The organism is Vogesella amnigena (assembly GCF_042648905.1).
GTDB classification, from domain to species: Bacteria; Pseudomonadota; Gammaproteobacteria; order Burkholderiales; family Chromobacteriaceae; genus Vogesella; species Vogesella amnigena.
This window is the reverse complement of sequence record NZ_JBHRYH010000024.1, coordinates 26,110-49,168: the sequence shown is the minus strand read 5'-3', so window position 1 is coordinate 49,168 and position 23,059 is coordinate 26,110. Positions and strand designations below refer to the sequence as shown.

The following is a 23,059-nucleotide window of genomic DNA, read 5'->3' as shown; positions in this document are numbered from 1 at the left end:
GGGTGGTTTGACGCCGGCGGCCTACGCCAAATCACTCGCTGAGAAATCAGGTAAATTAGCCTCGGACTCTAATGCTCAGTGCTACTGAGAATGGGGGGACGTCGCCGCTGCCACGGGCTATGCAAGTCGGCAAAGTAGACGCGGATATACGACTGTGTTTATGACTCACACTAACAAATCTTCCACCACAGCCCTGGGGCCGGAGCGCCACCGTCGCTTGTCCGGCAAAGAAAACTGGCCATGGTCCGTTACAGCTTTGCCCCCAGCCAGACGGTGCCGCTGACGGCACTACGGCACGGCATCAACCCAAATCAACTTTTCACATTGACGCAAGCCCTATCAGGACGGCGACCTGCCGGAGCCTGCGAAGCCGTGTACCCGCGATGAAACAAATCTGCGAGCTGCAGCGCCTGCTGGGCAAAAAGGCTATGGAAGCGGAGCTGCTCAAGGAAGCGGTGGAGGTCGCCCACTCGCGCAAATGGACTGAGCGCTCGATTTTGTCACCTGGAGGGGCAATCAGTGGAGCTGGTTCAGTGACTGCCTTGGTGTCGCCGACCATCTAGCAATTTGAAACAAACGCGCTGCAGACTAGAGAGAAAGTCATCAGGTCATGAAGCTGTTTGGCTGACTATCGAATCGCCAAGTGAAGTCTCCTGAAGAGGAGACACGTCAGCATTATAGTCGTGTAGCCATGGCTACTGGCTCTGCTGAGTGACAAAATCAGCCCACCTCTCCATCAAACGCCGCCTTTCATCAAGGTACTGCGCATGGTTGTAGGTAGCTTTCATCTTGTTTTCTTCAGCGTGCGCCAGTTGCATCTCGATGAGATGTGATGGATAACCCTGACCATGAAGGTGGGTGGAAAAAGTAGCGCGAAGCCCGTGAGGGCTGGTGGGAGCCTCCAGCGCGATCATCACCTTGCGGAGCGTTGCCTCTGACATGGCCTCACCAGGGCTACGCTGATTTGGGAAAACATACGACCCATCACCACTCCAGTCGATGGCCGTCTGAATCAGCGTTATAGCCCGGTCAGGCAATGGTACGACGTGAGTACGTCTCTTCTTCATTTTCGCCGCTGGAATAGTCCACAGTTTTTTCTCCAGATCAAGCTCGCTTTTTTCCATGCGCCGCAGTTCATTGGTCCGCACGGCCAGTAGCATCAGCAGTTGTAAAGCAATGCGAGTAGTGCCGGTACCGCGATAGGTCTGAATCTTACGCCACAATGCCTGCGGATCCTCTACAGGTTGATGATGTTTGACTGGAGGGGCAACAATGGCACGCTTGATGGAAGCCGTAGGGTCAACATCACAACGCAGGGTAGCAACACCATATCGGAATACTTGGCCGCACACATGGCGAAAACGGGATGCCGTATTGGCAACCCCGCGCGCCTCCAACTGTTTCATGATGTTAAGAATGATGATTGGCTTGATGCTGGCAAGCGGCAAGTTACCGAACTTGGGAAAGCCATATAGCTCCAGTAGCCGAATAGATTGAGACGCGGTGGTTTCCTTGCCCTGTAATCTCACCCGCCCATAAAACTCACGTGCGACAGCTTCAAAGGTCGACAAACCTTGCTCAATGTTCTCCAGCCTTTCCGCTTGCCGAACAGCTACAGGGGATCGGCCTTCCGTGATCAACAGCTTTGCTTCATCTCGTGCCTGGCGCGCAGCGGACAAAGAGACCTGCGGGTATTGGCCAATGGCGTAGAGTTTTTCCTTACCGGCGAGTCGATACTTAAGGCGCCAAAGTTTGGCTCCGTTCTTCTTCACCAGCAGGTACAGGCCGCCCATGTCGGCGAGCTTGTAATCCTTGTCTTCGGTCTTAGCATTGCGTACTTTGGCATCGGTGAGAGGCATGGCGATATCGCTAATGTTTTTGTAGCAGATGTTGATAATAGCGATTTGATACCCCCAACGATACCCCCAAATCGACTGGATGCTTAAGGACCCGCATGGACATCGATAGATTTTTAATTCAACAAAATCATAAAGTTACATAAATCTCAAAGATGCACATAGATGCCGATGGAGCAGCTTACCGCTACATGAACTTTGACCAGATTCAGGAGTACAAGGAAGTTGCTGCAGGCGTAAACGCATAAGTGAATCGGCAACTTAATTCGCTGTAGTTTTGGCTAGCCAGTGAGGGCGCCATGACCGACATCCTCACTGGTCACCAAAACGCTCCGATGCCCTGCTCATGCAGGGCATTTTTCGTTGTACGGATGGCAGCCGCGACCTGCCACTAGCGACAACCTATACTGGCCGCATGTGCATCAACTTCACCCCAACCACCCGGCAACAACTCGAAGATCAGTTTCTGGTAGCTGTGCCTGACTGCGAGTGGAAGGCCGAGACGTGGCAAGACTATCCAGCCCCAGCCATCATCGACACGGGCGATAGCCCCTTTGCCTTCATGGCAAGCTATGGGTTCGTGCCGAAGCGCCACATGTCCGCTGGCAAGCGATTCACCACCATGAATGCCAGGGCAGAAACCATCGGCCAGCTTCCTACCTATAAGCAAGCATGGCATCAGTCCCAGCTGTGTCTGATCCCGATGCAGGCACTCCATGAGCCATGCTACGAAACAGGGAAGGCAGTGCGGACACGTATCGAGATGGCGTCAGGAGAACCCTTTGCCGTCGCCGGGATGTGGCGCGGGTGGCAAGAGCAGGATGGCTCCACAAGCTACAGCTTCACCCAGATCACCATCAATGCGGACCACCACGCACTCATGGAGCGAATGCACAAGCCAGGGGAAGAGAAACGCAGCCTGGTAATCATTCCGCGTGACCAGTACCACGCATGGCTGAACTGCAAGAATCCTGAGCTGGCCCGCAGCTGGCTGGTGAATTACCCGGCCGAATTGATGATGGCCAGCCCTGCCCCATTGCGCGCCTAGCGCGGAGCTTCAGGTTGCTGACAATCTATTCAGAGATGGATTACCGTGCTCGACAAAGCCAGGCTGCCCCGGCCAAGTGTTTGAATCGGCAGCCCTCCTCCCTAAAAAAACAAAGTCCTTCCGCGTAGCGAAAGGACTTTGCCAATACTCTCAAGCTCCGCGTCCAGCGCGAGCCTTACTGTGGGGGCAAGAACCAAACCCGGGTCACATCATCCCCAGGGCCCTGGGCAACCACAACGAGATAGTGGGCACATACGTCACCAGCCCCAGGAAGGCCAGCATGGTGAGCAGCCACGGCCATACCGCCACGGTGAGCTCGGTAATGCCCATCTTGGTGATGCCCGACGCCACGTACAGGTTGAGGCCAACCGGCGGGTGGCACATGCCCACTTCCATGTTCACCACGATCAGGATGCCGAAGTGCACCGGGTCGATACCCAGTGCGGTGGCCACCGGGAACAGGATGGGGGCAAAGATCAGCACGATGGACGACGGCTCCATCACGTTGCCAGCCAGCAGCAGGATCACGTTCACCACCAGCAGGAAGGCTACCGGGCCGAGGCCGGCGTCGATCAGCCAGCTGGCCATCGCCTGCGGCACACCTTCGCTGGTCATCAGGAAGGAGAACAGCACCGCGTTGGTGATGATGTACAGCAGCATCGCCGACATGCTGGCCGAATCCAGCAACACCTTGGGCACCTGCTTCAGCGTCAGATCCTTGTAAACGAACACCGCCACGATGAAGGCATACACCGCGGACATGGCAGCCGCTTCGGTGGGGGTGAAAATGCCGGTGTAAATACCACCGATCACCAGCACGATCAGGGACAGGCCCCAAAAGCTTTCGCGCAGTGCTTTCAGCCGCTGGGCAACACTGGCCTTGGGCAGACGCGGGTAGTCGAACTTGCGGGCACGGTACCAGGTGGTGAGACCAAGGAGTGCGGCCAACATCAGGCCCGGAATCACACCAGCCATGAACAGCTGACCCACCGAGGTATTGGTGGCTACCGAATACATCACCATGGCAATAGACGGCGGAATCAGGATGCCCAGTGCGCCGGAGGTGGTAATCACCCCCGCCCCGAAGCGTGGCGGAAAGCCCTGCTTGACCATGGCCGGCAACAAGATGGAGCCGATGGCAACCACACATGCCGGACTGGAGCCGGACACGGCGGCAAACAGTGCGCAGGCCAGTACGCCGGCCAGGCCCAAGCCTCCATGCCAATGCCCCACCATGCTGGTGGCAAAGTTGATCATCCGCCTGGCCACACCACCATGGGTGAGGAAGTTACCTGCCAGGATGAAGAACGGAATCGCCATGATCTCGAACTTCTCGATGCCGGTGAACAGCTTCAGCGCCACTGACTCGATTGGCACTTCGGTCATGGTGAACAGGAAGGTGAGTACCGTCAGGCCCAGCGAGATGGAGATCGGCATGCCGGTGAGCATCAGCGCGATCAGCAGGCCAAAAATAATCAGGGTGCTCATTAATGGTGTCCTCCGCGATTGACGTCGTGCGGATGCAGGTTGTCATCCATGGCATACCAGTTGCTGTCGGCGCTCACGTCGTCCATGCCCTCCACATGGGTGTGGTCGTGCTTGGGCAGGGTGCCGGTCTTCAGGAACGCCACGGTGACTTGCAGGAAACGGAAGCACATCAGGTAGGAGCCTAGCGGCACTGCCAGATATACCAGCCACATCGGAATTTCCAGGTCGACCGAGGTCTGGTCGGTATGGGCAATTTCCCACACGAAGCTGGCGCCAAGGGTGCCGACGATGCCGGTGAACAGCGCGCCGGACAACAGGCCGATGACGATGAACTTGGCACGATTACGATCCGACAGCTTGTTGATCAGCACATCCACGCCGACGTGGATGCCGGTACGCACACCGTAGGCGGCACCGAACTTGGCCATCCACACAAACAGGTAGATGGTGAGTTCTTGTGCCCAGCTCAGGTGAAAGCCGGACAACAAGGGGTTGAGCAAGGCAACACCGCTACCGTAACGGTGCAGCACAGCCACAAAAGTGATGAGCGTAGCTGCGCCCATCAGGATGGCAATCAGCCATTCCTCCAGATGATCCAGGAATTTCACGACAACCTCGCGGGATGCAGGTAGGAAGCGGGGAGCAGGAGACTCCCCACCCGGAACAACTTACTTGCCGATGGCGCCGCGAACGGCGTTGATGGTAGCCATGCCGATACGCGGGGCAATATCGTTGAAGGCGGGCTGCATGGCTTTTACCCATTCGCCCTTCTCTGCCGCAGTGGGTACATAAATCTGGGTCTTGCCACTGGCCTTGATACGTTCGTAGGCAAGGTTGGTATCTTTTTCCGCCATCTGGTCGTTGTACACGGTCGCATCACGCATCGCGCCTTCCAGCGTGGTACGGATAGCCGGTGGCAGCTTGTCCCAGAACGGTTTATTCACCACCACGGCGTAGCCACTGTAGGAGTGACGGGTATCCACCATGTACTTCTGCACCTCGTACTGCTTTTGCGTGTACAGGTTCGAAACGTTGCCATCCGCCCCGTCCACTACCCCCGTCTGCATGGCCTGATATACCTCCGACAGCGCCATGGTCTGCGGCAGCGCGCCTACCGCCTGGATGATGGCCTGGTTTACCTTGGACGAGTTGATGCGGATCTTCTGGCCCTTGATGTCGGCCGGCACCTTCAGTGGCTTGTTGGCGCTGAACACGCGGAAACCGTTATCCCAGAACGCCAGCCCCTTGATGCCACGGGTTTCCAGCCGCTGCAGCAGGCTGGCGCCCACCGGGCCGCGCGTCACCTTGTGCACCTGATCTTCGTTCATGAACACATAAGGCATGTCGAAGACCTCGAATTCCTTGAAGCCCATCGGACCAAACTTGCTGGTGGTCGGCGCCAGCATCTGTACCGAACCCATCTGCAGCGCCTCCAGCTCTTCCTTGTCCTTGTACAGCTGGCTGTTGGGGTAGATCTGTACCTTCACCTGGCCCTTGGTGCGTTCCTCCACCAGTTTCTTGAAGTACTCGGCCGCCTGCCCCTTGGGCGTATCGGTGGCAACTACGTGGCTGAATTTGATCACGATGGGTTCTGCCGCCAGTACCGCCTGGGAACCCAGCAGCAAAGTCACCATTACCAGGGGGGATGTCAGTTTGTTCATGGTGCCGTCTCTCCGTATTGTGTTTACCTTGCAGCGTAAGCGGTTGCCAGCTGCTTGTGCTGCATTGTGGTGGCGTCTTTTTGTTTTGTTAAATGCATTGTTTTCTATGATTATTGCTAAAAGCTGATAAATATCACGTGAAAAAAATTGGCCACCCATCACGGTGGCCAACACAAGGGAGTACCTGTCACTGCCCTGTTGCTGCAGCTGCCGCTGAGTGTGCAAAGCCGTGCAGCCAGTAGTAAAGTAAATTTATCTGCCTGATTATTGAGCTAAACGCATGAAAATCGACACCATCGGCGTACAGGCCTTCATCGCCATTGCCGAAAGCGGCAGCTTCCAGACTGCGGCGGAGAGCCTGTTCCTGTCGCAGGCCGGCATTACCCGCCGCCTGCAGAACCTGGAAGACTACCTGGGGGTAAAACTGATAGAACGCACCACGCGCTCGGTGGCCCTTACCCGCGTAGGCGAGGAATTCCTGCCACACGCCAAGCGCCTGCTGGGAGAGCTGGCCGGCTCGCTGAGCGAGATCCGCGATAGCGGTCGCCTCAAGCGCGGCAGCGTCACCATTGCCTGCGTGCCCACCGTGGGCGTGCGTTTCCTGCCACGCATCATCCAGGCCTACTCAGCGCAGTACCCGGACAACCACATCAAGATTCTGGACCACACCTCGGCCGGGGTTTCCAGTGCGGTGCTGCAGCGTGAGGCCGAGTTCGGCATCACCATTGCCGGCAGCCACCACGCCGAGTTGCTGGGGGTACCACTGATCGAGGACGAGTTTGTGCTGGTCTGCCGCGATGACCACCCACTGGCGGCGCTGACCGAGTTGCGATGGCGCGATCTGGAACCCTACCCGCTGATTTCCATCGGCCAGTTCAGCGGCAACCGCCCGCTGCTGGACCGCGCGCTGCAGGAAAACCAGGTCACCCTGCAGTCGCTGTACGAGGTGCAGCGCGTGTCCACCGCCCTGGGACTGGTGGCCGAAGGGGTTGGCGCAGCCGTGCTGCCCGGCCTTGCGCTGCAGCGAGACGCCTACCCGCACATCCGAGTGATGCGGTTGCAGAACCCGGTGGTATCGCGCGGTCTGGTGCTGATTACCCGCAAGAGCGCCGAGCTATCACCGGCGGCGCAGGCGCTATACAAGATGGTGAAGGCCTACCCGGCCCAGGAAGAATAATTTACAAAAACGCATCAATTGCAGAAATAAATTCATTTCTCTTGCGACATGGCTGTGCCGAGAATGCCCGGTAAGTGATCCATCTACCGAGGTAACAGCCATGTTGATCCCCATTCCCTGCGTCGTGATGCGCGGTGGCACATCCAAGGGACCGTTCTTCCTGCAAAGCGATCTGCCGCAGGACGAGGCGCGCCGCAACCAGGTGCTGCTGGCAGTAATGGGCTCTCCCGACCGCCGCCAGATTGATGGCCTGGGCGGCGGCGACTCGCTGTCCAGCAAGGTGGTGATGGTGTCGGCCTCCAGCCGCCCCGGCATCGACGTGGAATATCTTTTTGCCCAGGTCTCGGTAGACAGCGCCACGGTGGACACCTCACCCAACTGCGGAAACATGCTGGCCGGGGTGGCGCCGTTTGCACTGGAACATGGCTTGGTAGCCATCGACAAGCCGCAAACCTCGGTACGCATCTACAACCAGAACACCGGCAAAGTGGTGGAAGCCGTGGTGCAAACGCCCGGCGGCAAGGTGAACTACGAAGGCGAGGCGCACATCGATGGCGTACCCGGCAGCGGTGCTCCCATCTTGCTGAACTTCATGGATGCCGCCGGCGCCAAGACCGGCAAGCTGATGCCAACCGGTCAGGCCATCGACCTGATTGACGGCGTAGAAGTGTCTTGCGTGGATTTTTCCTCCCCCATCGTGTTTATCGCCGCCTCGGCCTTGGGCAAGACAGGTTATGAAAGCAAGGCGGAGCTGGATGCGGACAAGGCCTTGATCGCCCGTATCGAAGACCTTCGCCGCCAGGCTGCGCTGCGCATGGGGCTGGGCGATGTCGCAGGCAAGGTGCTGCCCAAGGTGGTACTGCTGGCCCCGCCGGTGCAGGGAGGCCAGATCAGCTCCCGCTACTTTGTCCCCTGGAACTGCCATGCCGCTCATGCCGTAACCGGCGCCCTGTGCGTGGCCGCCGCCTGCCACATCCCCGGCACGCTGGCACAACGCTTGGTACAGTTGGATGCGGCCGCACCACAGCATGTCACCATCGAGCACCCAAGCGGCCAGCTACACACCCAAATCACCCAGGAAGGCATGGATGCCGAAGGTTGGCCGCAAATCACCAAGGCTGGGGTGATACGCACCGCACGGCCATTGGTGGCGGGCGTCACATATATACAAAGCAGTGCCTGGGACTAGGTTTGATTGGACGGTTTGGACGCTAATCCTCATTGCCTCTGAGAATGGGCAGGCGTCGCTTACGACCCTTGTTTCACCTAGCAACAAGAAAGCCCCGACCAGCGGGGCTTTTTGTCGCCATCTTCAAGCTACCAAGAGCTTGCTGAGGCTGTGCTAAATGCTTGTCTTTATATTGGCGGAAGCTCAGGGATTCGAACCCTGGAACCCTTGCGGGTTGCCGGTTTTCAAGACCGGTGCAATCGACCACTCTGCCAAGCTTCCGAATTCATTTCATGGAGGCTTCAAGACCGCTGCCTTAAACCACTCGGCCGCGCTTCCACTTGAAAAATATGCAGTCCGCACCATTTGTGCGGCTGGAGGGGTGGTGCGAAAGGAGAGACTCGAACTCTCACGCCTTGCGGCGCTGGAACCTAAATCCAGTGCGTCTACCAATTCCGCCACTTTCGCCTGGCCGGAGCTTGCATCCGGCAGGAAACGAATAGTAGCTTGAGGCTACGCGATTGGCAAGTACTTGCCAGCAGCGCTGGCAACATGGAAACTTATGTAACAGAATGTAGTCGTATCGCTGCACAACCACACTAATCAGCGCGAGGAGTTACGTCGCCATGCAACAACAATTTCAACCCGCTTATCAGAACACTGCCTACGCAGCCAGCCGTAACAAGGTGCTGCGCAATACTTATGGCCTGTTGGGCCTCTCCATGGTGCCCACCGTCATTGGCGCTGCCGTTGGCACCAATATGAGCTTTGCCTTCCTGGCGGGCAGCCCGATCATGGGTTCACTGGCCATCATGGCGGTGTTCTATGGCCTGGTGTTTGCCATCCAGGCCAACCGCAACAATGCACTGGGCGTGCCGCTGATGCTCGGCTTCACTTTCCTGATGGGCCTGCTGCTTGGGCCGTTGCTGCAATATGCACTCAAGTTTGCCAACGGTTCGCAGCTGATCATGGTGGCCGGCGGCGCCACCGCGGCGGTATTCGCGGTAATGGCAGGCATTGCCACCACCACCAAGCGCGACCTGTCCGGCATGGGTAAATTCCTCACGGTAGGCGCCATCGTGCTGATGGTGGCCGTGGTAGCCAACCTGTTCCTGCAACTGCCCGCGCTGCATCTGACCATCGCTGCAGGCTTTGCGCTGTTCAGCTCGATGATGATCCTGTGGGAAGTGAAGAACGTGGTGGATGGCGGCGAAACCAGCTACATCTCTGCCGCACTCGGCATCTACATCAGCATCTACAACCTGTTCACAAGCCTGCTGCAGCTGCTGCTGGCCTTCGCAGGTGATCGCGACTAGCTGTGCAAGCAGTCATAACAGAACGCCGACCAGCTGGTCGGCGTTTTTTATTGCACGCATGCGGCCAACGTTGGCCGGATGGCATCAGTCGCGGAAGTTGTTGAACTGCAGCGGGAAGCCGTTTTCCATGTCGGAAACGATATCCTTGCGCAGCATGGCAATCACTTCCTGCAGGTTGTCGCGCTTGGGGCCGGTAACGCGCACCGCCTCGCCCTGAATCGCTGCCTGCACCTTGATCTTGGCATCCTTGATCATCTTGACGATCTTCTTGGCCAGCTCGCTGTCCAGCCCTTCCTTCACCGTTACCACTTTCTTGACCTTGTTGCCGCTGACCTTTTCCAGCTTGCCATAGTCCATGCAGCGCACGTCGATGCCACGCTTGGACAGTTTACCTACCAGGATGTCATTCACCTGGTCGAGCTGGAATTCGCTGTCTGCGTAAAGAGTCAGCGTCTTGTCCTTGGTTTCGATGCGGGCGTCGGTACCCTTGAAGTCGTAACGGGTCGACACTTCCTTGTTGGATTGATCGATGGCGTTATGCAGCTCGACCTTATCGATCTCAGACACGATGTCAAACGACGGCATGTAAAGCTTCCTTTCCCTGGCAGCCAACCGGCTACCTGACAACGTGGTGGCGATCCCTTACGGAATCAGGAACTCCACCAGAATATTCTTGAATACAAACCCGCCCACCCCCAGGCCCAGCACCAGGAACAGCACGAACATGCCGAACTTGCCGGCCTGCGATTTCTTGCCCAGGTCCCAGACGATGAAACCCATGAAAATGATCAGGCCAGTCAGCAGGATACCCATCGACCAGTTGGTAAATTGCTCTTCACTCATGACACCAGCTCTGCAGGATTGCGGTTGACCCGCGATTATACGGCGCACAAACAAAAACCGCACCCCGAGGGGTGCGGTTTGGCTTGATCAAAGACAGCTTACTTGCCGTGCAGACGGCCGGCAATGCGCATGCGCAGTGCATTCAGCTTGATGAAGCCGCCGGCGTCAGCCTGGTTGTAGGCACCGCCGTCATCGTCGAAGGTGGCAATGTTCATGTCGAACAGCGAATCGGTCTTGGAGTCGCGGCTCACCACGATCACATTGCCCTTGTACAGCTTCAGGCGCACCCAGCCGTTTACGGTCTGCTGAGTGGCGTCGATCAGTGCCTGCAGCGCCTTGCGCTCCGGCGCCCACCAGTAGCCGTTGTAGATGATGCTGGCGTAGCGCGGCATCAGGTCATCCTTCAGGTGCGCTACTTCGCGATCCAGAGTGATGGATTCGATGGCGCGGTGGGCCTTCAGGATGATGGTGCCGCCCGGGGTTTCGTAGCAGCCGCGGGACTTCATGCCTACGTAGCGGTTTTCCACCAGGTCGAGGCGGCCGATGCCGTGCTTGCCGCCCAGCTCATTCAGCTTGGTCAGCACTTCGTGGGCTTTCATGCGCACGCCGTTCAGTGCCACGATGTCACCCTTCTCGAATTCCACGTCCAGGTATTCCGGCGCATCCGGAGCAGCTTCCGGCGACACGGTCCAGCGCCACATGGCTTCCTCGGCCTCGGCGGACGGGTTTTCCAGGTGACGGCCTTCGAAGGAGATGTGCAGCAGGTTGGCGTCCATGGAGTACGGCGCGCCGCCGCCCTTGTGCTTGGCTTCCACCGGAATGCCGTTCTTCTCGGCATAGGCCAGCAGTTTTTCGCGGGACAGCAGATCCCACTCGCGCCACGGGGCGATCACTTTCACATCCGGCTTCAGGCCGTAGTAGCCCAGCTCGAAGCGCACCTGGTCGTTACCCTTGCCGGTAGCACCGTGCGATACCGCGTCGGCGCCGGTGAGGTTGGCGATCTCGATCTGGCGCTTGGCGATCAGCGGACGGGCGATGGAGGTACCCAGCAGGTATTCGCCTTCGTACACGGTGTTGGCGCGGAACATCGGGAACACGAAGTCGCGCACGAATTCTTCGCGCAGGTCGTCGATGAAGATGTTTTCCGGCTTGATGCCGAATTGCAGTGCCTTCTGGCGTGCCGGTTCCAGTTCTTCGCCCTGGCCCAGGTCGGCAGTGAAGGTCACTACTTCACACTGATAGGTGTCTTGCAACCACTTCAGGATCACCGAAGTATCCAGGCCACCGGAATAGGCCAGTACCACTTTATTGATGTCAGCCATCGTTTTCTCTTTCCACAGGTGTGAGTTTGCGCCGGTTCAGTCGTTAACCTGACCCAGCAACAGATATTCGATCAGCGCCTTCTGGCCGTGCATGCGGTTTTCCGCTTCGTCCCAGACCACGCTTTGCGGGCCGTCAATCACTTCGGCCGCCACTTCTTCACCGCGATGTGCCGGCAGGCAGTGCATGAACAGCGCATCCGGGTTGGCCGCACGCATCAGCTCGGCGGTCACCATGTAACCGTCGAACGCCTGACGCCGTGCCTCGGCTTCGGCTTCGTAGCCCATGCTGGTGAACACATCGGTAGTCACCAGGTCGGCACCTTCCACTGCGGACAGCGGATTATGGAATGCCTCGAAGCAGTCGCTGCCATAGTGCTGGCCATCCAGCACCGTCAGCTCGTAACCCACCGGAGTGGCCACCTTGAGCTTGAAGCCCAGCAGTTTGGCCGCCTGCAGCCAGGTACGCGCCATATTGTTGCCATCGCCAATCCAGGCCACGGTCTTGCCGCGAATATCCCCGCGATGCTCAATATAGGTCAGGATGTCGGCCAGAATCTGGCAGGGATGATACTCGTTGGTCAGGCCGTTGATCACCGGCACGCGGGAGAACGCAGCCAGGCGCTCCACCATGCTCTGCTCGAAGGTGCGGATCATGATGATATCGCTCATGCGCGACAGTACGCGGGCGGTGTCTTCCACCGGCTCGCCGCGGCCGATCTGCGAGCTCTTGCCATCCAGGAACATGGCGTGGCCGCCAAGCTGCGCCATGCCGGCCTCGAACGACACGCGGGTACGCGTGGAGTTCTTCTCGAAGATCATCGACATCACCTTGCCCTGCAGCGGCTGGTATAGCTGGCCGGATACCTGTCGTCGCTTCATTACCTGGGCGCGCTGAAACAGGTATTGGTATTCCGTCGCGGTAAGGTCGCTGAACTGCAGGTAATGTCTGGCTTGGCTCATGATGAATTCCGAAAAAATTAATGCCACCGCAGCGTGAAAACATGGCGTTTTCATGCGCAGTGGCACATTACTACACGCAAATCATCCGTCATTAGGTATGAGGGAACACAATTTCGCCAATCATGGATCGTCGATTTACAAAATTGCGACATGGTTATATGTATCCGAAATCCAGTGCGCTGACAACCCCGCCAGCCCTGCCCGCCCTGCACCGCATGGCAAGCGGCAACAGCAAATCCATATAAAACAGTCAGTTAGAAAACCACCTCCTGTTTAGTATTATTAACAAGCATGTCAATGACCACACCACCCTGCCCACACCCCGTACCAAAGATCAGTTGAACCATGCCGAACTTGGCAATGCGGCCAACTCTTCCGGCCGCAACACCCGCAGGCAATATTCGGTTTCCTCCAGCAGGCCGTGCATTTCTATCGACTTCTGCGTTTTCAGCAGGCGCACCAGGTAGGCAATAATGGGCGCGGCTATCACCTGCCCCGGCACCAGCACCGGGATGCCCGGAGGGTACGGCACGATCTGGTCGCAACACACCCTGCCGTACAGCGCGGCATTGGGCAGGCCGTCGTCATCCAGCAGCGGCAGCCGCTCGCCGGCTTCGTAAAAAGCATCGCGTGGCAGGCAGGCCAGCCGTGAAAACCCGGGGATCTCCGGCAGCCGGTGGTAATGCCGTGGCGGGCGTAGCTCCTTGGCCAGCCGCAACAGCGCATCGAACAGCCGCGACACCTTGCTGCGCGTCGCACCCAGCGTCAGCAGCAGGGTAATGGTGTTGAAGGTGGACTTCTCCACCTGGATGTTGAAGCGCGCAAACAGCGCCTGCTGCAGCTCGTCACTGCTGTAGCCCGACTGCGAAATGTCCACCGTGATCTTGGTCGGGTCCAGCTGCACGCCATCGCCACTCACTTCGGGTGGCAGCAGGTCGTCCAGCTCCAGCGCGCGGAAGGCACCGGTGGAGTTGATCTTGCCGCGCAACTCCTGTGCCAGCCGCAGCGCGCGGCTGAGCAGCCGGTAGCCTTCGGTTACCGCCTGCTTGCGCGCCACGTCCAGCGAAGCGATCAGGTTGTACTGCGGGCTGGTGGAGGTGTGCATATTGAAGTTTTCGCGGAACAGATGTTCGTCGAACGCTGGGTCGTTGACGTGAATCATGCTGGCCTGCGAGAACGCCGACAGCACCTTGTGCGTGCTCTGCGTCACGTAATCCGCCCCCGCCTCCAGCGCCGTGGGGCGGAAGGCGTGGTGAAAGCGCGCATGCGCGTACCAGGCCTCATCCACAATCACCTTGATGCCGGCGGCGTGCGCGGCGGCAACAATGGGCGCCAGGTCGTAGCGCAGGCCGTCGTAGGTGCAGGAGGTCAGGATCAGCACCCGCGCATCGGAGTTGGCCGCAATGGCGTCGAAGATCACCTGCTTGGGCACCGGTCCGAAGATGCCGTAATGGCGGTTCACCGAGGAATCCAGGTATACCGGCAGCGCGCCGGACAGGATCACGCCGTGATGCACCGACTTGTGGCAGTTGCGATCCAGCAGCAGCTTGTCACCGGGCGCCAGCAGGGTCTGGAAGATCACCTTGTTGGAGGTGGAGGTGCCGTTGGTGGCGAAGTAGGTCTTGCGCGCGCCGAAGGCCTTAGCGGCCAACCTTTGTGCCTCGGCGATCACCCCGGTGGGGTGCAGCAGCGAATCCAGCATTGGCACGGATACCGACAGGTCGGCGCGCAGCATTTCCTCGCCGACAAACTCGTAAAAGTCGCCCACCCACGGGCTGCCTTTCAGCGAATCGCCGCCGGAGTGCCCCGGCGTGTGCCAGGAATCCTTGGCCATCGCCACGTACTGCTTCAGGCGGTCATAGAACGGCGTGGCTGCTTTCTCCCCCATTTCCGCCGACAGGATGCGGAACCAGCCGCTGACATCCTGCTCGTCGCGGTAGAAATAGCCGTCGATAGCATGACTGGCCAGCTCCTCCATCAGCAGTTTCTCGTCATCGTCCTGCAGCAGGATGTACAGCGACAGCTCGGGCCGCAGCTGGTTGATGTGATTGGCCAGCGCCACCGCCGGCTGCGGCTCGCCATTCTCGCGCAGGCCCTTGTCGATCAGCACGATCTGCACCTCGCCGTCGGCCAGTACGCGCTGCTCGGCCTCCCGGCTGCCGGCCACGCCTTCCACGCACAGGCCGTACGGGTTATCCAGCAAGCCGGCGGCACGCTGCAGCCCGGCCACCACCTCTCCCTGCCACGCGGCGTCATTGCTGACTACCAGCACTCTGCTCACCGGATGCATATTCCCCCCTCCGCCGCATGACGCAGCACTGACTTCATCCTATGCACCGCCCGCGCGGCATGCCAAGTTGGCCGCAGGCGGCGCGGCGCAGGTGAATCCGCTACAATGCGCGCCATGCTGACCGATGCCGAAAAAGACCTGCTGCGCGACCACTACCGCGCCATTGCCGACAACCTGCCGGGATTCCGCCCGCGTGCCGCCCAGCGCCGCATGCTGGCGGAAATCGCCAACGCCTTTGGCCGTGCCCTGCCGGTGAATGCCGAAGGCGAAGCAGTGGAGCGCAATGGCGAGAGCATCGCCGTGGTGGAAGGCCCCACCGGCGTCGGCAAGAGCCTGGCCTACCTGCTGGCCGGCGGCGTAATGGCCAAGTGCCGCGCCAAGAAACTGGTGGTCACCAGTGCCACCATCGCGCTGCAGGAACAGCTGGTCAACCGCGACCTGCCGTTCCTGATCGAAAAAAGCGGGCTGGAGCTGACCTTCGCGCTGGCCAAGGGCCGCGGCCGCTACCTGTGCCCGTACCGCCTGTACCAACTGACGTCGGATCACGCCCAGGGCGAGCTGCTGGCGCCCGACCCGACACTGGCACTGTGGGAGCGGAAACCGGAGCAGGCCGAGATCGACGCGCTACGCCAACTGTCGGACGCCTTCTACTATCGCCGCTGGAATGGTGACCGCGACACCTGGTCGGAAAACATCGAAGACGATCTGTGGCGCCGCGTCACCAACGACCGCCATGGCTGCCTGAAAGCCGGTTGCCCCAACCGTGCCGAATGCCCGTTCTACCTGGCACGGGAAACGCTGGAAACCGTGGATGTGGTGGTGGCCAACCACGACCTGCTGCTGGCCGACGTAACCATGGGCGGCGGCGTGATCCTGCCGGCACCGGAGCACAGCTTCTACTGCATCGACGAGGCGCACCATCTGGCCAAGAAGGCAGTGAACCAGTTTGCCGCCGAGCACAGCGTGGCACAGGCCATGGGCTGGCTGGACAAAGTGGCGGCGCTGGCCACCCGCGTGGATGCGCTGATCGACAAGCCTGAGCTGTCCAGCAATGCCATCGACGCTGCCGGCGCCTGCATGGAAAGCCTCACCGAATGGTTGTGGCTGTTGCAGGGCGAACCGTCGCTGGAGGCTGCCAGCGACAATATGGAGCCGTCGTGGCTGGTAGAAGACGGCGTGCTGCCGGAATACATGAAGATTCCTGCGGCCAACATGGCGCTATCGGCACGCAGCCTATACAAGAACCTGTCCGGCATGGCCGACGCGCTGGGTGCGCTGCGCAAGGACAAGCAGCAGGATGCACTGCTGCTGGACAAAACCAATGCCGACGCGGGCTTCTTTGTCGGCAAGTGCGAACAGCTGGTGGCGCTGTGGGACTTGTTCGAGAAAGAGCCGGACGAAGCCGCGCCACCAATCGCCAAATGGGTGACACGTCGCCTGGATGGCAAGGGTGATTACGTGTTTTCCGCCTCGCCGGTGAGCGCCGCCGCCAGCCTGGCCGCCACGCTGTGGCGCCGCGCCGCCGGCGCCCTGCTCACCTCCGCCACGCTGCGCTCGCTGGGGAACTTTGACCTGCTGCTGTCGCAGACTGGGCTGAAATGGCTGCCGGACACCACCTGCGTGGCGCTGGATTCGCCGTTCAACTTCAGCGAACAGGGCGAGCTGTACCTGCCGCCGCTGGCCGCCACCCCCAAGGACCCGTCGGCACATACCCGCGAGATCATCGACTGGCTGCCGCGACTGATCGACAGCAGCGAGGCGGTGGGCACTCTGGTGCTGTTCACCTCGCGCAAGCAGATGCAGGAAGTGGCCGAAGGCCTGGACGCCACGCTGCGCGAGCGGGTGCTGGTACAGGGCGAGCTGCCCAAATCGGTACTACTGGAGCGACACTACACCGCACTGAAAGACGGCCGCGCCAGCGTGCTGTTCGGGCTGGACTCCTTCTCCGAAGGGCTGGATCTGCCAGGCGAAGCCTGCGTGCATGTGATCATCGCCAAGCTGCCGTTTGCCATGCCGGACGACCCGGTTGGCCGCACGCTGGCACGCTGGATCGAAAAACGCGGCGGCAACCCCTTCGTGGAGCTAACCGTGCCGGAAGCCTCGATCAAGCTGGTACAGGCGGTTGGCCGCCTGATCCGCACCGAAAGCGATTATGGCCGTGTCACCATCCTCGACAACCGCATCGTGCGCCAGAGCTATGGCAAGAAGCTGCTGGCCTCGCTGCCGGCCTTCCGCCGTATCTGACAATGGGCCATTAGGGAAATCCGCCTTTTTTGCAGGTGTCTCGATAACCGTTTTCGGTTAAAATTGAGGGATAACCCGCAAACCTGTCGGCCTACAATTACAAAACAGCGCCCCGCATAATAAACAGACAGGACACGGTCAAAGATCACACCCCACAAGAACAAGCGCCCGGTTACGTCAATGATCTGCAACCCCTACGAAATTGTTATCCAAGGTGTTACCTCCGAAGGTCGTACCTTCCGCCCCAGCGACTGGGCCGAACGTCTGGCCGGCATCCTGTCCTCGTTCGGAGACGACCAGAAACTGGCCTATCACCAGTTCGTGCGGCCGATGCTGCTGGACGGCATCCGCTGTGTTGCCGTCGACAAGAAAATGGAAAAGCTGCACCCGCCGGTGTTCCGTTTCCTGATGGACTTTGCCAAGGACAACGACCTGCGCATCGTCGATTGCCGCACGCTGATCGACGAGGTCTACCCCAACCAGTTCCTGGCCTGATCACCCTGCCAGCACGAGAGGCATCTCATCCGGCAAGGCTCTTCACGCACTGCGAAAGCACTTTGCCAATACGGCTACGGGCGCTCCATGCGCCCGTAACTACTTGATATTTGCTATCATTACCCGTTCACACATCAAGCGATTACAGCATGGCCATCGTCATCAAGACTCAGGAAGACATCGAGAAAATGCGCATCGCCGGCCGCCTGGCCGCCGAAGTGCTGGACTACATCACCCCGTTCGTGAAACCGGGCGTGACCACCGAAGAACTGGACAAGCTCTGCCACGACTACATGGTCAACGTGCAGGGCACCATCCCGGCGCCGCTGAACTACGCGCCGGACGGCACCAACCCGTACCCGAAGTCGATCTGCACCTCGATCAACCACGTGATCTGCCACGGCATTCCGGATGGCAAGCCGCTGAAAAAGGGTGACATCGTCAACCTGGACATCACCGTGATCAAGGATGGCTACCACGGCGACAACAGCCGCATGTACTACGTGGGTGAGGTTGCCGATTTTGCCCGCCGCCTGTGCAAGATCACCTACGAGTGCATGTGGAAAGGCATCGAGAAGGTAAAACCGGGCGCGCGCCTGGGCGATATCGGCTACGCCATCCAGCGCCACGCCGAAGCCGCCGGCTACAGCGTGGTGCAGGAATTCTGCGGCCACGGCATCGGCAAGAAATTCCACGAAGAGCCGCAGGTACTGCACTACGGCCAGCCCGGCACCGGCCTGGAGCTGAAAGCCGGCATGATCTTCACCATCGAACCGATGATCAACCAGGGCAAGCGCCACCTGCGCATCCTGGGCGATGGCTGGACGGTAGTAACCAAGGATCGCAGCCTGTCCGCACAGTGGGAACACACCGTGCTGGTTACCGAAGCCGGCTACGAAATCCTGACTACCTCGGACGGCACCCCGCCCAAACCGGTGTTCAAAAACTGAACCATCCGCCCAGACGGGTGTCCCTCAAACAGGCGTGGCTTCTGCCACGCCTTTTGTTTTTGCTGCCGCTACCCGTCAAGAGGAACCAGCCATGAGCACCCTGCCCGGCATTACCATTTCCACCCTGGACTACGAACGCCTGAGCGCCCTGCTTGCCGGCGAAGCCGGTCACAGCCCTGTTGGCCGCGCCCTGGAGGCCGAGCTGGACCGCGCTGACATTGTGGAGCCGGAACAGCTGCCGTCCAATGTGGTAACCATGAACAGCCGGGTGCGCTTCCATCTGGGCAACGGCGTGATGCGCGAGCTGACCCTGGTGTTCCCGCGCGATGCCGACGGCAGCGCCGATCGCATCTCCATCCTGGCGCCGGTAGGCTGCAGCCTGCTTGGCCTGTCGGTTGGCCAGAGCATGGACTGGCCGCTACCGGGTGGCGGCCATACCGTGGTCACCATCGACGGCATCAGCTACCAGCCGGAGGCCGCCGGCGAACTGCATCGCTGAGCGGAAGCACCCACCTTGCGGCCAACGTTGGCCGCAGACGCAAAACGGGCTGCCAATGGCAGCCCGTTGCTTTACGTCCCATGTACCTACCAGCAGCGCTTGATCATCGCCGCCAACTGCACCAGTCGGCCGTGGAAAAAGTGCCCGGCCTCCGGAAACACCACCACCGGCAGGTGCTGCGGCCGCGCCCAGTCCAGCACTGCGGACAGCGGAATCACCTCGTCCGCCTCGCCATGGATCACCAGCGTGTCCGCCGGCACATGCGGCGTCGGGATCACGTACTTGCCTACCGCCACCCCCATCAGCAGCAGCTTGTCGGCTTCCACCCGCTCGCGCACCCGCGCGGCGACAAAGCCGCCAAACGAAAAACCAGCCAGCGCCAGCGGCAGCTCGCCCTGCTCTGTCTTGGCATGCGCGATTACCGCCAGCACGTCGTCCACTTCGCCATTGCCGTGGTCGTGTACGCCTTCACTATCGCCCACACCGCGCAGATTAGGCAGGTAGCACACATAACCGAGCTGCGACAGCGCCTTGGCGGCGGTCTGCACCACCTTGTTGGTGTTGGTGCCGCCCTGGGTGGGGTTGGGGTGGCAGATCACCGCGATGCCGCTGGTGTCACCCACAGCCGGAATCACGATGGTCTCCAGCTTGCCCACCGGGCCGGCGATATCGATTTTCTGCAGTGCCTTCAACATCAGATCTTCAGCCTTTCCACCACCTCGCCGCCCACCATGTGGCGCTCGATGATTTCATCGATATCTTCCTTGTCGATGAAGGTGTACCAGGTCTCCTGCGGGTAGACCACCATCACCGGGCCATCGTCGCAGCGCCCCAGGCAACCGGCCTTGTTGACGCGGATCTTGCCGTCACCAGCCAGGCCGCGAGCCTTGATCTGGTCCTTCATATAGCCCAGCAGTTCGCTGGAGCCATGGTTATTGCAGCAGGCCTCGCCCGGAGCGCGCTGGTTGCAACAGATGAATACGTGTTTGTCGAAAAAGCTCATCGCCATTCCTTGCTTCTGCAGCGGCCAACGTTGGCCGCATACTCATTAACCTTAACCGTCCGCGTCCGCCCAGCCGGTAATGCCGTGCACTGCCGCGTTGTCGAACTTGGCGTACATGCCGATGAAGGCCAGCCGCACCCGGCCCACCGGGCCGTTACGGTGCTTACCGATAATCGCCTCGGCCACGCCCTTATCCGGGGTATCCGGGTTGTAGTACTCGTCGCGGTACATGAAGATGATCAAGTCGGCATCCTGCTCGATGGCACCGGATTCCCGCAAGTCGGACATCATCGGCCGCTTGTCGGTACGCTGCTCCACCGCACGCGACAGCTGCGACAGCGCAATCACCGGCACCTGCAGCTCCTTGGCCAGGCCCTTCAGGCCCCGCGAGATTTCGCCCAGCTCGGCAGTACGGTTGTCGCCACGACCGGAGCCGGACATCAGCTGCAGGTAGTCGATCACGATCAGCCCCAGCTTGCCGCCGTGCTGGCGCGCCAGGCGACGGGCACGGGCGCGCAGCTCCAGCGCGGTCAGGCCAGGGGTTTCGTCGATATACATCGGCGCCTCGGACAGTTTGCCGATGGCGTAGGTCAGCTTCTGCCAGTCCTCGTCACCCAGCTTGCCGGTACGCAGCACGTGCTGATCCAGCCGCCCCACCGAACCCAGCATACGCATCACCAGCTGCGTGCCGCCCATTTCCATGGAGAACACCGCCACCGGCAGGTGCGCCTCCACCGCCACGTGCTCGGCGATGTTCATCGAGAACGCGGTCTTACCCATGGACGGGCGGCCGGCCACGATGATCAGGTCGCCTGGCTGCAGGCCGGAGGTCTTGGCATCCAGATCGGTAAAGCCGGTCGGTACGCCGGTGACTTCGTCCGGGTTCTCGCGGCTATAGAGCATGTCGATGCGCTCCACCACCTCTTTCAGCAGTGCCGGCATCTCCAGGAAGCCCTGCTTGGATTTGGCGGTGGATTCGGCAATCTGGAACACCTTGCCCTCGGCATCGTCCAGCAGCTGCGCCGCATCGCGCCCCTGCGGGTTGTAGGCTGCCTCGGCGATCTCGGTACCCACCTGCGCCAGCGCCCGCATGATGGAGCGCTCGCGCACGATCTCGGCATAGCGGCGGATGTTGGCCGCGGACGGCGTGTTCTGCGCCAGCGAGGCCAGGTAGGCAATGCCGCCGATACTGGCCAGCTCATTGCTCTTGTCCAGGCTTTCGGACACCGTCACCACGTCGGCCGGACGCGCCATGTCCACCATGCGCGCCATGTGCTTGAAGATCAGCCGGTGGTCATGGCGATAAAAATCCGCCTCGGTCAGCAGGTCGGCGATTTTTTCCCACGAGCTATTGTCCAGCAGCAGGCCGCCCAGCACCGATTGTTCGGCCTCGATGGAGTGCGGCGGTGTGCGGATGGCGGCGACGCTTGCGTCGTTGATATCGAATTCGCTCATAACACCTGGAATCAGAACAGGGTTGGCCGCGGCCAACCCTGAAGGGAGAAACTGAAGAAGCGTGATTCTAGCAGTTTTTGCCGGCAACAAAGCCGGAAGACCACGCCCACTGGAAGTTGTAGCCACCCAGCCAGCCGGTAATGTCCACCACCTCGCCAATGAAGAACAGCCCCGGCACATCGTTGGCCATCATGGTCTTGGACGACAGCGCCCGGGTGGACACGCCGCCGCGCGTCACTTCGGCCTTTTTATAACCCTGGGTGCCATTGGGCAGCACGCGCCAGTTGTGCAGTGCTTCGGCCAGCTGGCGCCGCTTCTTCGGCGCCAGATCCTTGCCACGCACGTTGGCACCCTGCGCTGCCAGCCAGGCCTCGGCAAAACGCTTGGGCCAGGCCAGCTCGCCCATGGCATTGGCCAGCAGCTGCTCGCTGCCGGCACGCTCCTCCAGCCAGGCCTCGGCATCGATATCCGGCAGCAGGTCGATGACGATCTCCTGCCCCGGCTGCCAGTAGCTGGAAATCTGCAAAATCGCCGGCCCGGACAGACCCTTGTGGGTGAACAACACATTCTCGCGGAAGCGCACCTTGCCGCTGCGCACTTCCACATCCAGCGACACCCCGGCCAGCGGCGCAAAGCGCTCGGCATCGTCCAGGTGGAAAGTCAGCGGCACCAGTGCCGGTGACAGCGGCGTCAGCGGCAGGCCGAACTGCTCGGCAATCTGGTAACCCAGCGGCGTGGCGCCGATCTGCGGGATGGACAGCCCGCCCGTGGCCACCACCAGCGACCCGGCCTCGAACACGCCCAGCGAGGTATGCACCACGAACGACTCACCGTTGCGGCCAACCTGCTGCACTGCTACCCCCATACGCCGGTCGACCTTGGCCGCACGGCATTCGGAATCCAGCATATCGATAATTTGCTGGCTGCTATCATCACAAAACAGCTGGCCAAGCTTCTTCTCGTGGTAGGCAATGCCGTAACGCTCCACCAGCGCGATGAAGTCGCGCGGCGTGTACTGCGCCAGTGCCGAGCGACAGAAGTTCGGGTTATCCGACACATAGCAGTCATGTCGCGCCTGCAGATTAGTGAAATTGCAGCGCCCACCACCAGAGATGCGGATCTTTTCCGCCAGCTTGTCGGCATGATCCAGCAGCAGCACCCGACGACCGCGTTGGCCGGCGGTAGCTGCACACATCATACCGGCAGCCCCGGCACCCAGAACAATGACATCGAATTGCACAACACAAACCTTTAGTCTAGTGATTTAGTCAACAATTGGCGCAT

20 protein-coding genes, 2 tRNA genes and 1 pseudogene are annotated in these 23,059 nt (G+C 60.1%); 8 read left to right on the top strand and 15 right to left on the bottom strand.

All coding sequences use genetic code 11. From position 1 onward, the window contains the following. Nucleotides 1-695: 695 nt before the first annotated feature. Nucleotides 696-1,859 (bottom strand): tyrosine-type recombinase/integrase, encoded by a 1,164-nt coding sequence (locus ACFOKJ_RS12205; RefSeq protein WP_390279968.1) that lies wholly within the window; start codon nt 1,857-1,859, stop codon nt 696-698. Between the two features lie 343 nt (nt 1,860-2,202). Between ACFOKJ_RS12205 and ACFOKJ_RS12200 the strand changes: the two genes are divergently transcribed. Further along, entirely contained in the window at nt 2,203-2,904 is a 702-nt protein-coding gene (locus ACFOKJ_RS12200) for an SOS response-associated peptidase (RefSeq protein WP_390279966.1), read from the top strand. 204 nt (nt 2,905-3,108) lie between these two features. On the opposite strand, the gene ACFOKJ_RS12195 is transcribed toward ACFOKJ_RS12200, so the two are convergent. From ACFOKJ_RS12195 to ACFOKJ_RS12185, 3 genes are read right to left on the bottom strand one after another with little or no spacing between them, the layout of a single operon-like run. Continuing rightward, nucleotides 3,109-4,392 (bottom strand): TRAP transporter large permease, encoded by a 1,284-nt coding sequence (locus ACFOKJ_RS12195; protein WP_390279964.1) that lies wholly within the window; start codon nt 4,390-4,392, stop codon nt 3,109-3,111. Further along, nucleotides 4,392-5,000: a TRAP transporter small permease gene (locus ACFOKJ_RS12190; RefSeq protein WP_390279962.1), complete on the bottom strand. Its 609-nt coding sequence runs from the start codon at nt 4,998-5,000 to the stop codon at nt 4,392-4,394. The genes ACFOKJ_RS12195 and ACFOKJ_RS12190 overlap by 1 nt, the downstream gene beginning before the upstream one ends. A gap of 60 nt (nt 5,001-5,060) precedes the next feature. Further along, nucleotides 5,061-6,053, bottom strand: a complete 993-nt coding sequence (locus ACFOKJ_RS12185) for a DctP family TRAP transporter solute-binding subunit (protein WP_390279960.1) — start codon at nt 6,051-6,053, stop codon at nt 5,061-5,063. A 280-nt stretch (nt 6,054-6,333) separates the two neighbouring features. Between ACFOKJ_RS12185 and ACFOKJ_RS12180 the strand changes: the two genes are divergently transcribed. Both ACFOKJ_RS12180 and ACFOKJ_RS12175 read left to right on the top strand, forming a co-directional pair. Continuing rightward, the gene (locus ACFOKJ_RS12180) at nt 6,334-7,230 is read left to right on the top strand and encodes a LysR family transcriptional regulator (protein WP_390279958.1); all 897 of its coding nucleotides are present in this window, start codon (nt 6,334-6,336) and stop codon (nt 7,228-7,230) included. Nucleotides 7,231-7,330: 100 nt separating this feature from the next. Then, the gene (locus ACFOKJ_RS12175) at nt 7,331-8,419 is read left to right on the top strand and encodes a 4-oxalomesaconate tautomerase (RefSeq protein ID WP_390279956.1); all 1,089 of its coding nucleotides are present in this window, start codon (nt 7,331-7,333) and stop codon (nt 8,417-8,419) included. A 173-nt stretch (nt 8,420-8,592) separates the two neighbouring features. Here the strand turns inward: ACFOKJ_RS12175 and ACFOKJ_RS12170 are convergent. Together ACFOKJ_RS12170 and ACFOKJ_RS12165 are read right to left on the bottom strand one after the other, a co-directional pair. Then, nucleotides 8,593-8,680: transfer RNA gene (locus ACFOKJ_RS12170), tRNA-Ser, on the bottom strand. A 101-nt stretch (nt 8,681-8,781) separates the two neighbouring features. Further along, nucleotides 8,782-8,866, bottom strand: a tRNA-Leu gene (locus tag ACFOKJ_RS12165). Between the two features lie 158 nt (nt 8,867-9,024). Here ACFOKJ_RS12165 and ACFOKJ_RS12160 point away from each other — a divergent pair. Beyond that, nucleotides 9,025-9,714 (top strand): Bax inhibitor-1/YccA family protein, encoded by a 690-nt coding sequence (locus ACFOKJ_RS12160; RefSeq protein WP_390279954.1) that lies wholly within the window; start codon nt 9,025-9,027, stop codon nt 9,712-9,714. An 84-nt stretch (nt 9,715-9,798) separates the two neighbouring features. Here ACFOKJ_RS12160 and ACFOKJ_RS12155 read toward each other — a convergent pair whose 3' ends face one another. The 5 genes from ACFOKJ_RS12155 to ACFOKJ_RS12135 form a co-directional block, all read right to left on the bottom strand. Next, on the bottom strand, nt 9,799-10,299 hold the full coding sequence (locus ACFOKJ_RS12155; RefSeq protein WP_390279952.1) for a YajQ family cyclic di-GMP-binding protein: 501 nt from the start codon (nt 10,297-10,299) through the stop codon (nt 9,799-9,801). Between the two features lie 57 nt (nt 10,300-10,356). Further along, nucleotides 10,357-10,557, bottom strand: coding sequence for a DUF2788 domain-containing protein (locus ACFOKJ_RS12150; RefSeq protein ID WP_174874016.1), 201 nt, complete (start codon nt 10,555-10,557; stop codon nt 10,357-10,359). A 98-nt stretch (nt 10,558-10,655) separates the two neighbouring features. Beyond that, nucleotides 10,656-11,879, bottom strand: coding sequence for an argininosuccinate synthase (locus ACFOKJ_RS12145; RefSeq protein WP_390279950.1), 1,224 nt, complete (start codon nt 11,877-11,879; stop codon nt 10,656-10,658). 36 nt (nt 11,880-11,915) lie between these two features. Further along, nucleotides 11,916-12,839, bottom strand: a complete 924-nt coding sequence (gene argF / locus ACFOKJ_RS12140; protein ID WP_390279949.1) for an ornithine carbamoyltransferase — start codon at nt 12,837-12,839, stop codon at nt 11,916-11,918. Nucleotides 12,840-13,173: 334 nt separating this feature from the next. Continuing rightward, a complete protein-coding gene (locus ACFOKJ_RS12135) occupies nt 13,174-15,129 on the bottom strand; it encodes an aminotransferase class I/II-fold pyridoxal phosphate-dependent enzyme (RefSeq protein WP_390279947.1) in 1,956 nt (651 codons plus the stop codon). Between the two features lie 114 nt (nt 15,130-15,243). Between ACFOKJ_RS12135 and dinG the strand changes: the two genes are divergently transcribed. From dinG to rnk, 4 genes and pseudogenes are all read left to right on the top strand, one after another. Beyond that, nucleotides 15,244-17,373, top strand: coding sequence for an ATP-dependent DNA helicase DinG (dinG, locus tag ACFOKJ_RS12130; protein WP_390279970.1), 2,130 nt, complete (start codon nt 15,244-15,246; stop codon nt 17,371-17,373). A gap of 180 nt (nt 17,374-17,553) precedes the next feature. Continuing rightward, nucleotides 17,554-17,841: pseudogene (locus ACFOKJ_RS12125) on the top strand (DUF3579 domain-containing protein); the annotation flags it as partial. A 176-nt stretch (nt 17,842-18,017) separates the two neighbouring features. Continuing rightward, nucleotides 18,018-18,818, top strand: coding sequence for a type I methionyl aminopeptidase (gene map, locus ACFOKJ_RS12120; RefSeq protein ID WP_390279945.1), 801 nt, complete (start codon nt 18,018-18,020; stop codon nt 18,816-18,818). Between the two features lie 91 nt (nt 18,819-18,909). Then, nucleotides 18,910-19,317, top strand: coding sequence for a nucleoside diphosphate kinase regulator (gene rnk / locus ACFOKJ_RS12115; protein ID WP_390279943.1), 408 nt, complete (start codon nt 18,910-18,912; stop codon nt 19,315-19,317). An 86-nt stretch (nt 19,318-19,403) separates the two neighbouring features. On the opposite strand, the gene ACFOKJ_RS12110 is transcribed toward rnk, so the two are convergent. The 4 genes from ACFOKJ_RS12110 to ACFOKJ_RS12095 all read right to left on the bottom strand — a co-directional run bounded on the left by ACFOKJ_RS12110 (nt 19,404) and on the right by ACFOKJ_RS12095 (nt 23,015). Continuing rightward, entirely contained in the window at nt 19,404-20,012 is a 609-nt protein-coding gene (locus tag ACFOKJ_RS12110; protein WP_390279941.1) for an alpha/beta hydrolase, read from the bottom strand. Then, entirely contained in the window at nt 20,012-20,320 is a 309-nt protein-coding gene (locus tag ACFOKJ_RS12105) for a (2Fe-2S) ferredoxin domain-containing protein (RefSeq protein WP_390279939.1), read from the bottom strand. The genes ACFOKJ_RS12110 and ACFOKJ_RS12105 overlap by 1 nt, the downstream gene beginning before the upstream one ends. A 51-nt stretch (nt 20,321-20,371) precedes the next feature. Next, a complete protein-coding gene (dnaB, locus tag ACFOKJ_RS12100) occupies nt 20,372-21,775 on the bottom strand; it encodes a replicative DNA helicase (protein WP_390279937.1) in 1,404 nt (467 codons plus the stop codon). Nucleotides 21,776-21,842: 67 nt separating this feature from the next. Then, on the bottom strand, nt 21,843-23,015 hold the full coding sequence (locus ACFOKJ_RS12095) for a BaiN/RdsA family NAD(P)/FAD-dependent oxidoreductase (protein WP_390279935.1): 1,173 nt from the start codon (nt 23,013-23,015) through the stop codon (nt 21,843-21,845). Between the last annotated feature and the right edge of the window lie 44 nt (nt 23,016-23,059).

Excerpts from the sequence above, each read along its gene's own strand:
- argF (WP_390279949.1), bottom strand. The coding sequence starts at position 12,839 with ATGAGCCAAGCCAGACATTACCTGCAGTTCAGCGACCTTACCGCGACG.
- dnaB (WP_390279937.1), bottom strand. The coding sequence starts at position 21,775 with ATGAGCGAATTCGATATCAACGACGCAAGCGTCGCCGCCATCCGCACA.
- ACFOKJ_RS12105 (WP_390279939.1), bottom strand. The coding sequence starts at position 20,320 with ATGAGCTTTTTCGACAAACACGTATTCATCTGTTGCAACCAGCGCGCT.
- ACFOKJ_RS12155 (WP_390279952.1), bottom strand. The coding sequence starts at position 10,299 with ATGCCGTCGTTTGACATCGTGTCTGAGATCGATAAGGTCGAGCTGCAT.
- ACFOKJ_RS12180 (WP_390279958.1), top strand. The coding sequence starts at position 6,334 with ATGAAAATCGACACCATCGGCGTACAGGCCTTCATCGCCATTGCCGAA.
- rnk (WP_390279943.1), top strand. The coding sequence starts at position 18,910 with ATGAGCACCCTGCCCGGCATTACCATTTCCACCCTGGACTACGAACGC.
- ACFOKJ_RS12175 (WP_390279956.1), top strand. The coding sequence starts at position 7,331 with ATGTTGATCCCCATTCCCTGCGTCGTGATGCGCGGTGGCACATCCAAG.
- ACFOKJ_RS12205 (WP_390279968.1), bottom strand. The coding sequence starts at position 1,859 with ATGCCTCTCACCGATGCCAAAGTACGCAATGCTAAGACCGAAGACAAG.
- dinG (WP_390279970.1), top strand. The coding sequence starts at position 15,244 with ATGCTGACCGATGCCGAAAAAGACCTGCTGCGCGACCACTACCGCGCC.
- ACFOKJ_RS12185 (WP_390279960.1), bottom strand. The coding sequence starts at position 6,053 with ATGAACAAACTGACATCCCCCCTGGTAATGGTGACTTTGCTGCTGGGT.
- ACFOKJ_RS12135 (WP_390279947.1), bottom strand. The coding sequence starts at position 15,129 with ATGCATCCGGTGAGCAGAGTGCTGGTAGTCAGCAATGACGCCGCGTGG.
- ACFOKJ_RS12195 (WP_390279964.1), bottom strand. The coding sequence starts at position 4,392 with ATGAGCACCCTGATTATTTTTGGCCTGCTGATCGCGCTGATGCTCACC.
- ACFOKJ_RS12200 (WP_390279966.1), top strand. The coding sequence starts at position 2,203 with ATGCAGGGCATTTTTCGTTGTACGGATGGCAGCCGCGACCTGCCACTA.
- ACFOKJ_RS12160 (WP_390279954.1), top strand. The coding sequence starts at position 9,025 with ATGCAACAACAATTTCAACCCGCTTATCAGAACACTGCCTACGCAGCC.
- ACFOKJ_RS12150 (WP_174874016.1), bottom strand. The coding sequence starts at position 10,557 with ATGAGTGAAGAGCAATTTACCAACTGGTCGATGGGTATCCTGCTGACT.
- ACFOKJ_RS12145 (WP_390279950.1), bottom strand. The coding sequence starts at position 11,879 with ATGGCTGACATCAATAAAGTGGTACTGGCCTATTCCGGTGGCCTGGAT.
- map (WP_390279945.1), top strand. The coding sequence starts at position 18,018 with ATGGCCATCGTCATCAAGACTCAGGAAGACATCGAGAAAATGCGCATC.
- ACFOKJ_RS12110 (WP_390279941.1), bottom strand. The coding sequence starts at position 20,012 with ATGTTGAAGGCACTGCAGAAAATCGATATCGCCGGCCCGGTGGGCAAG.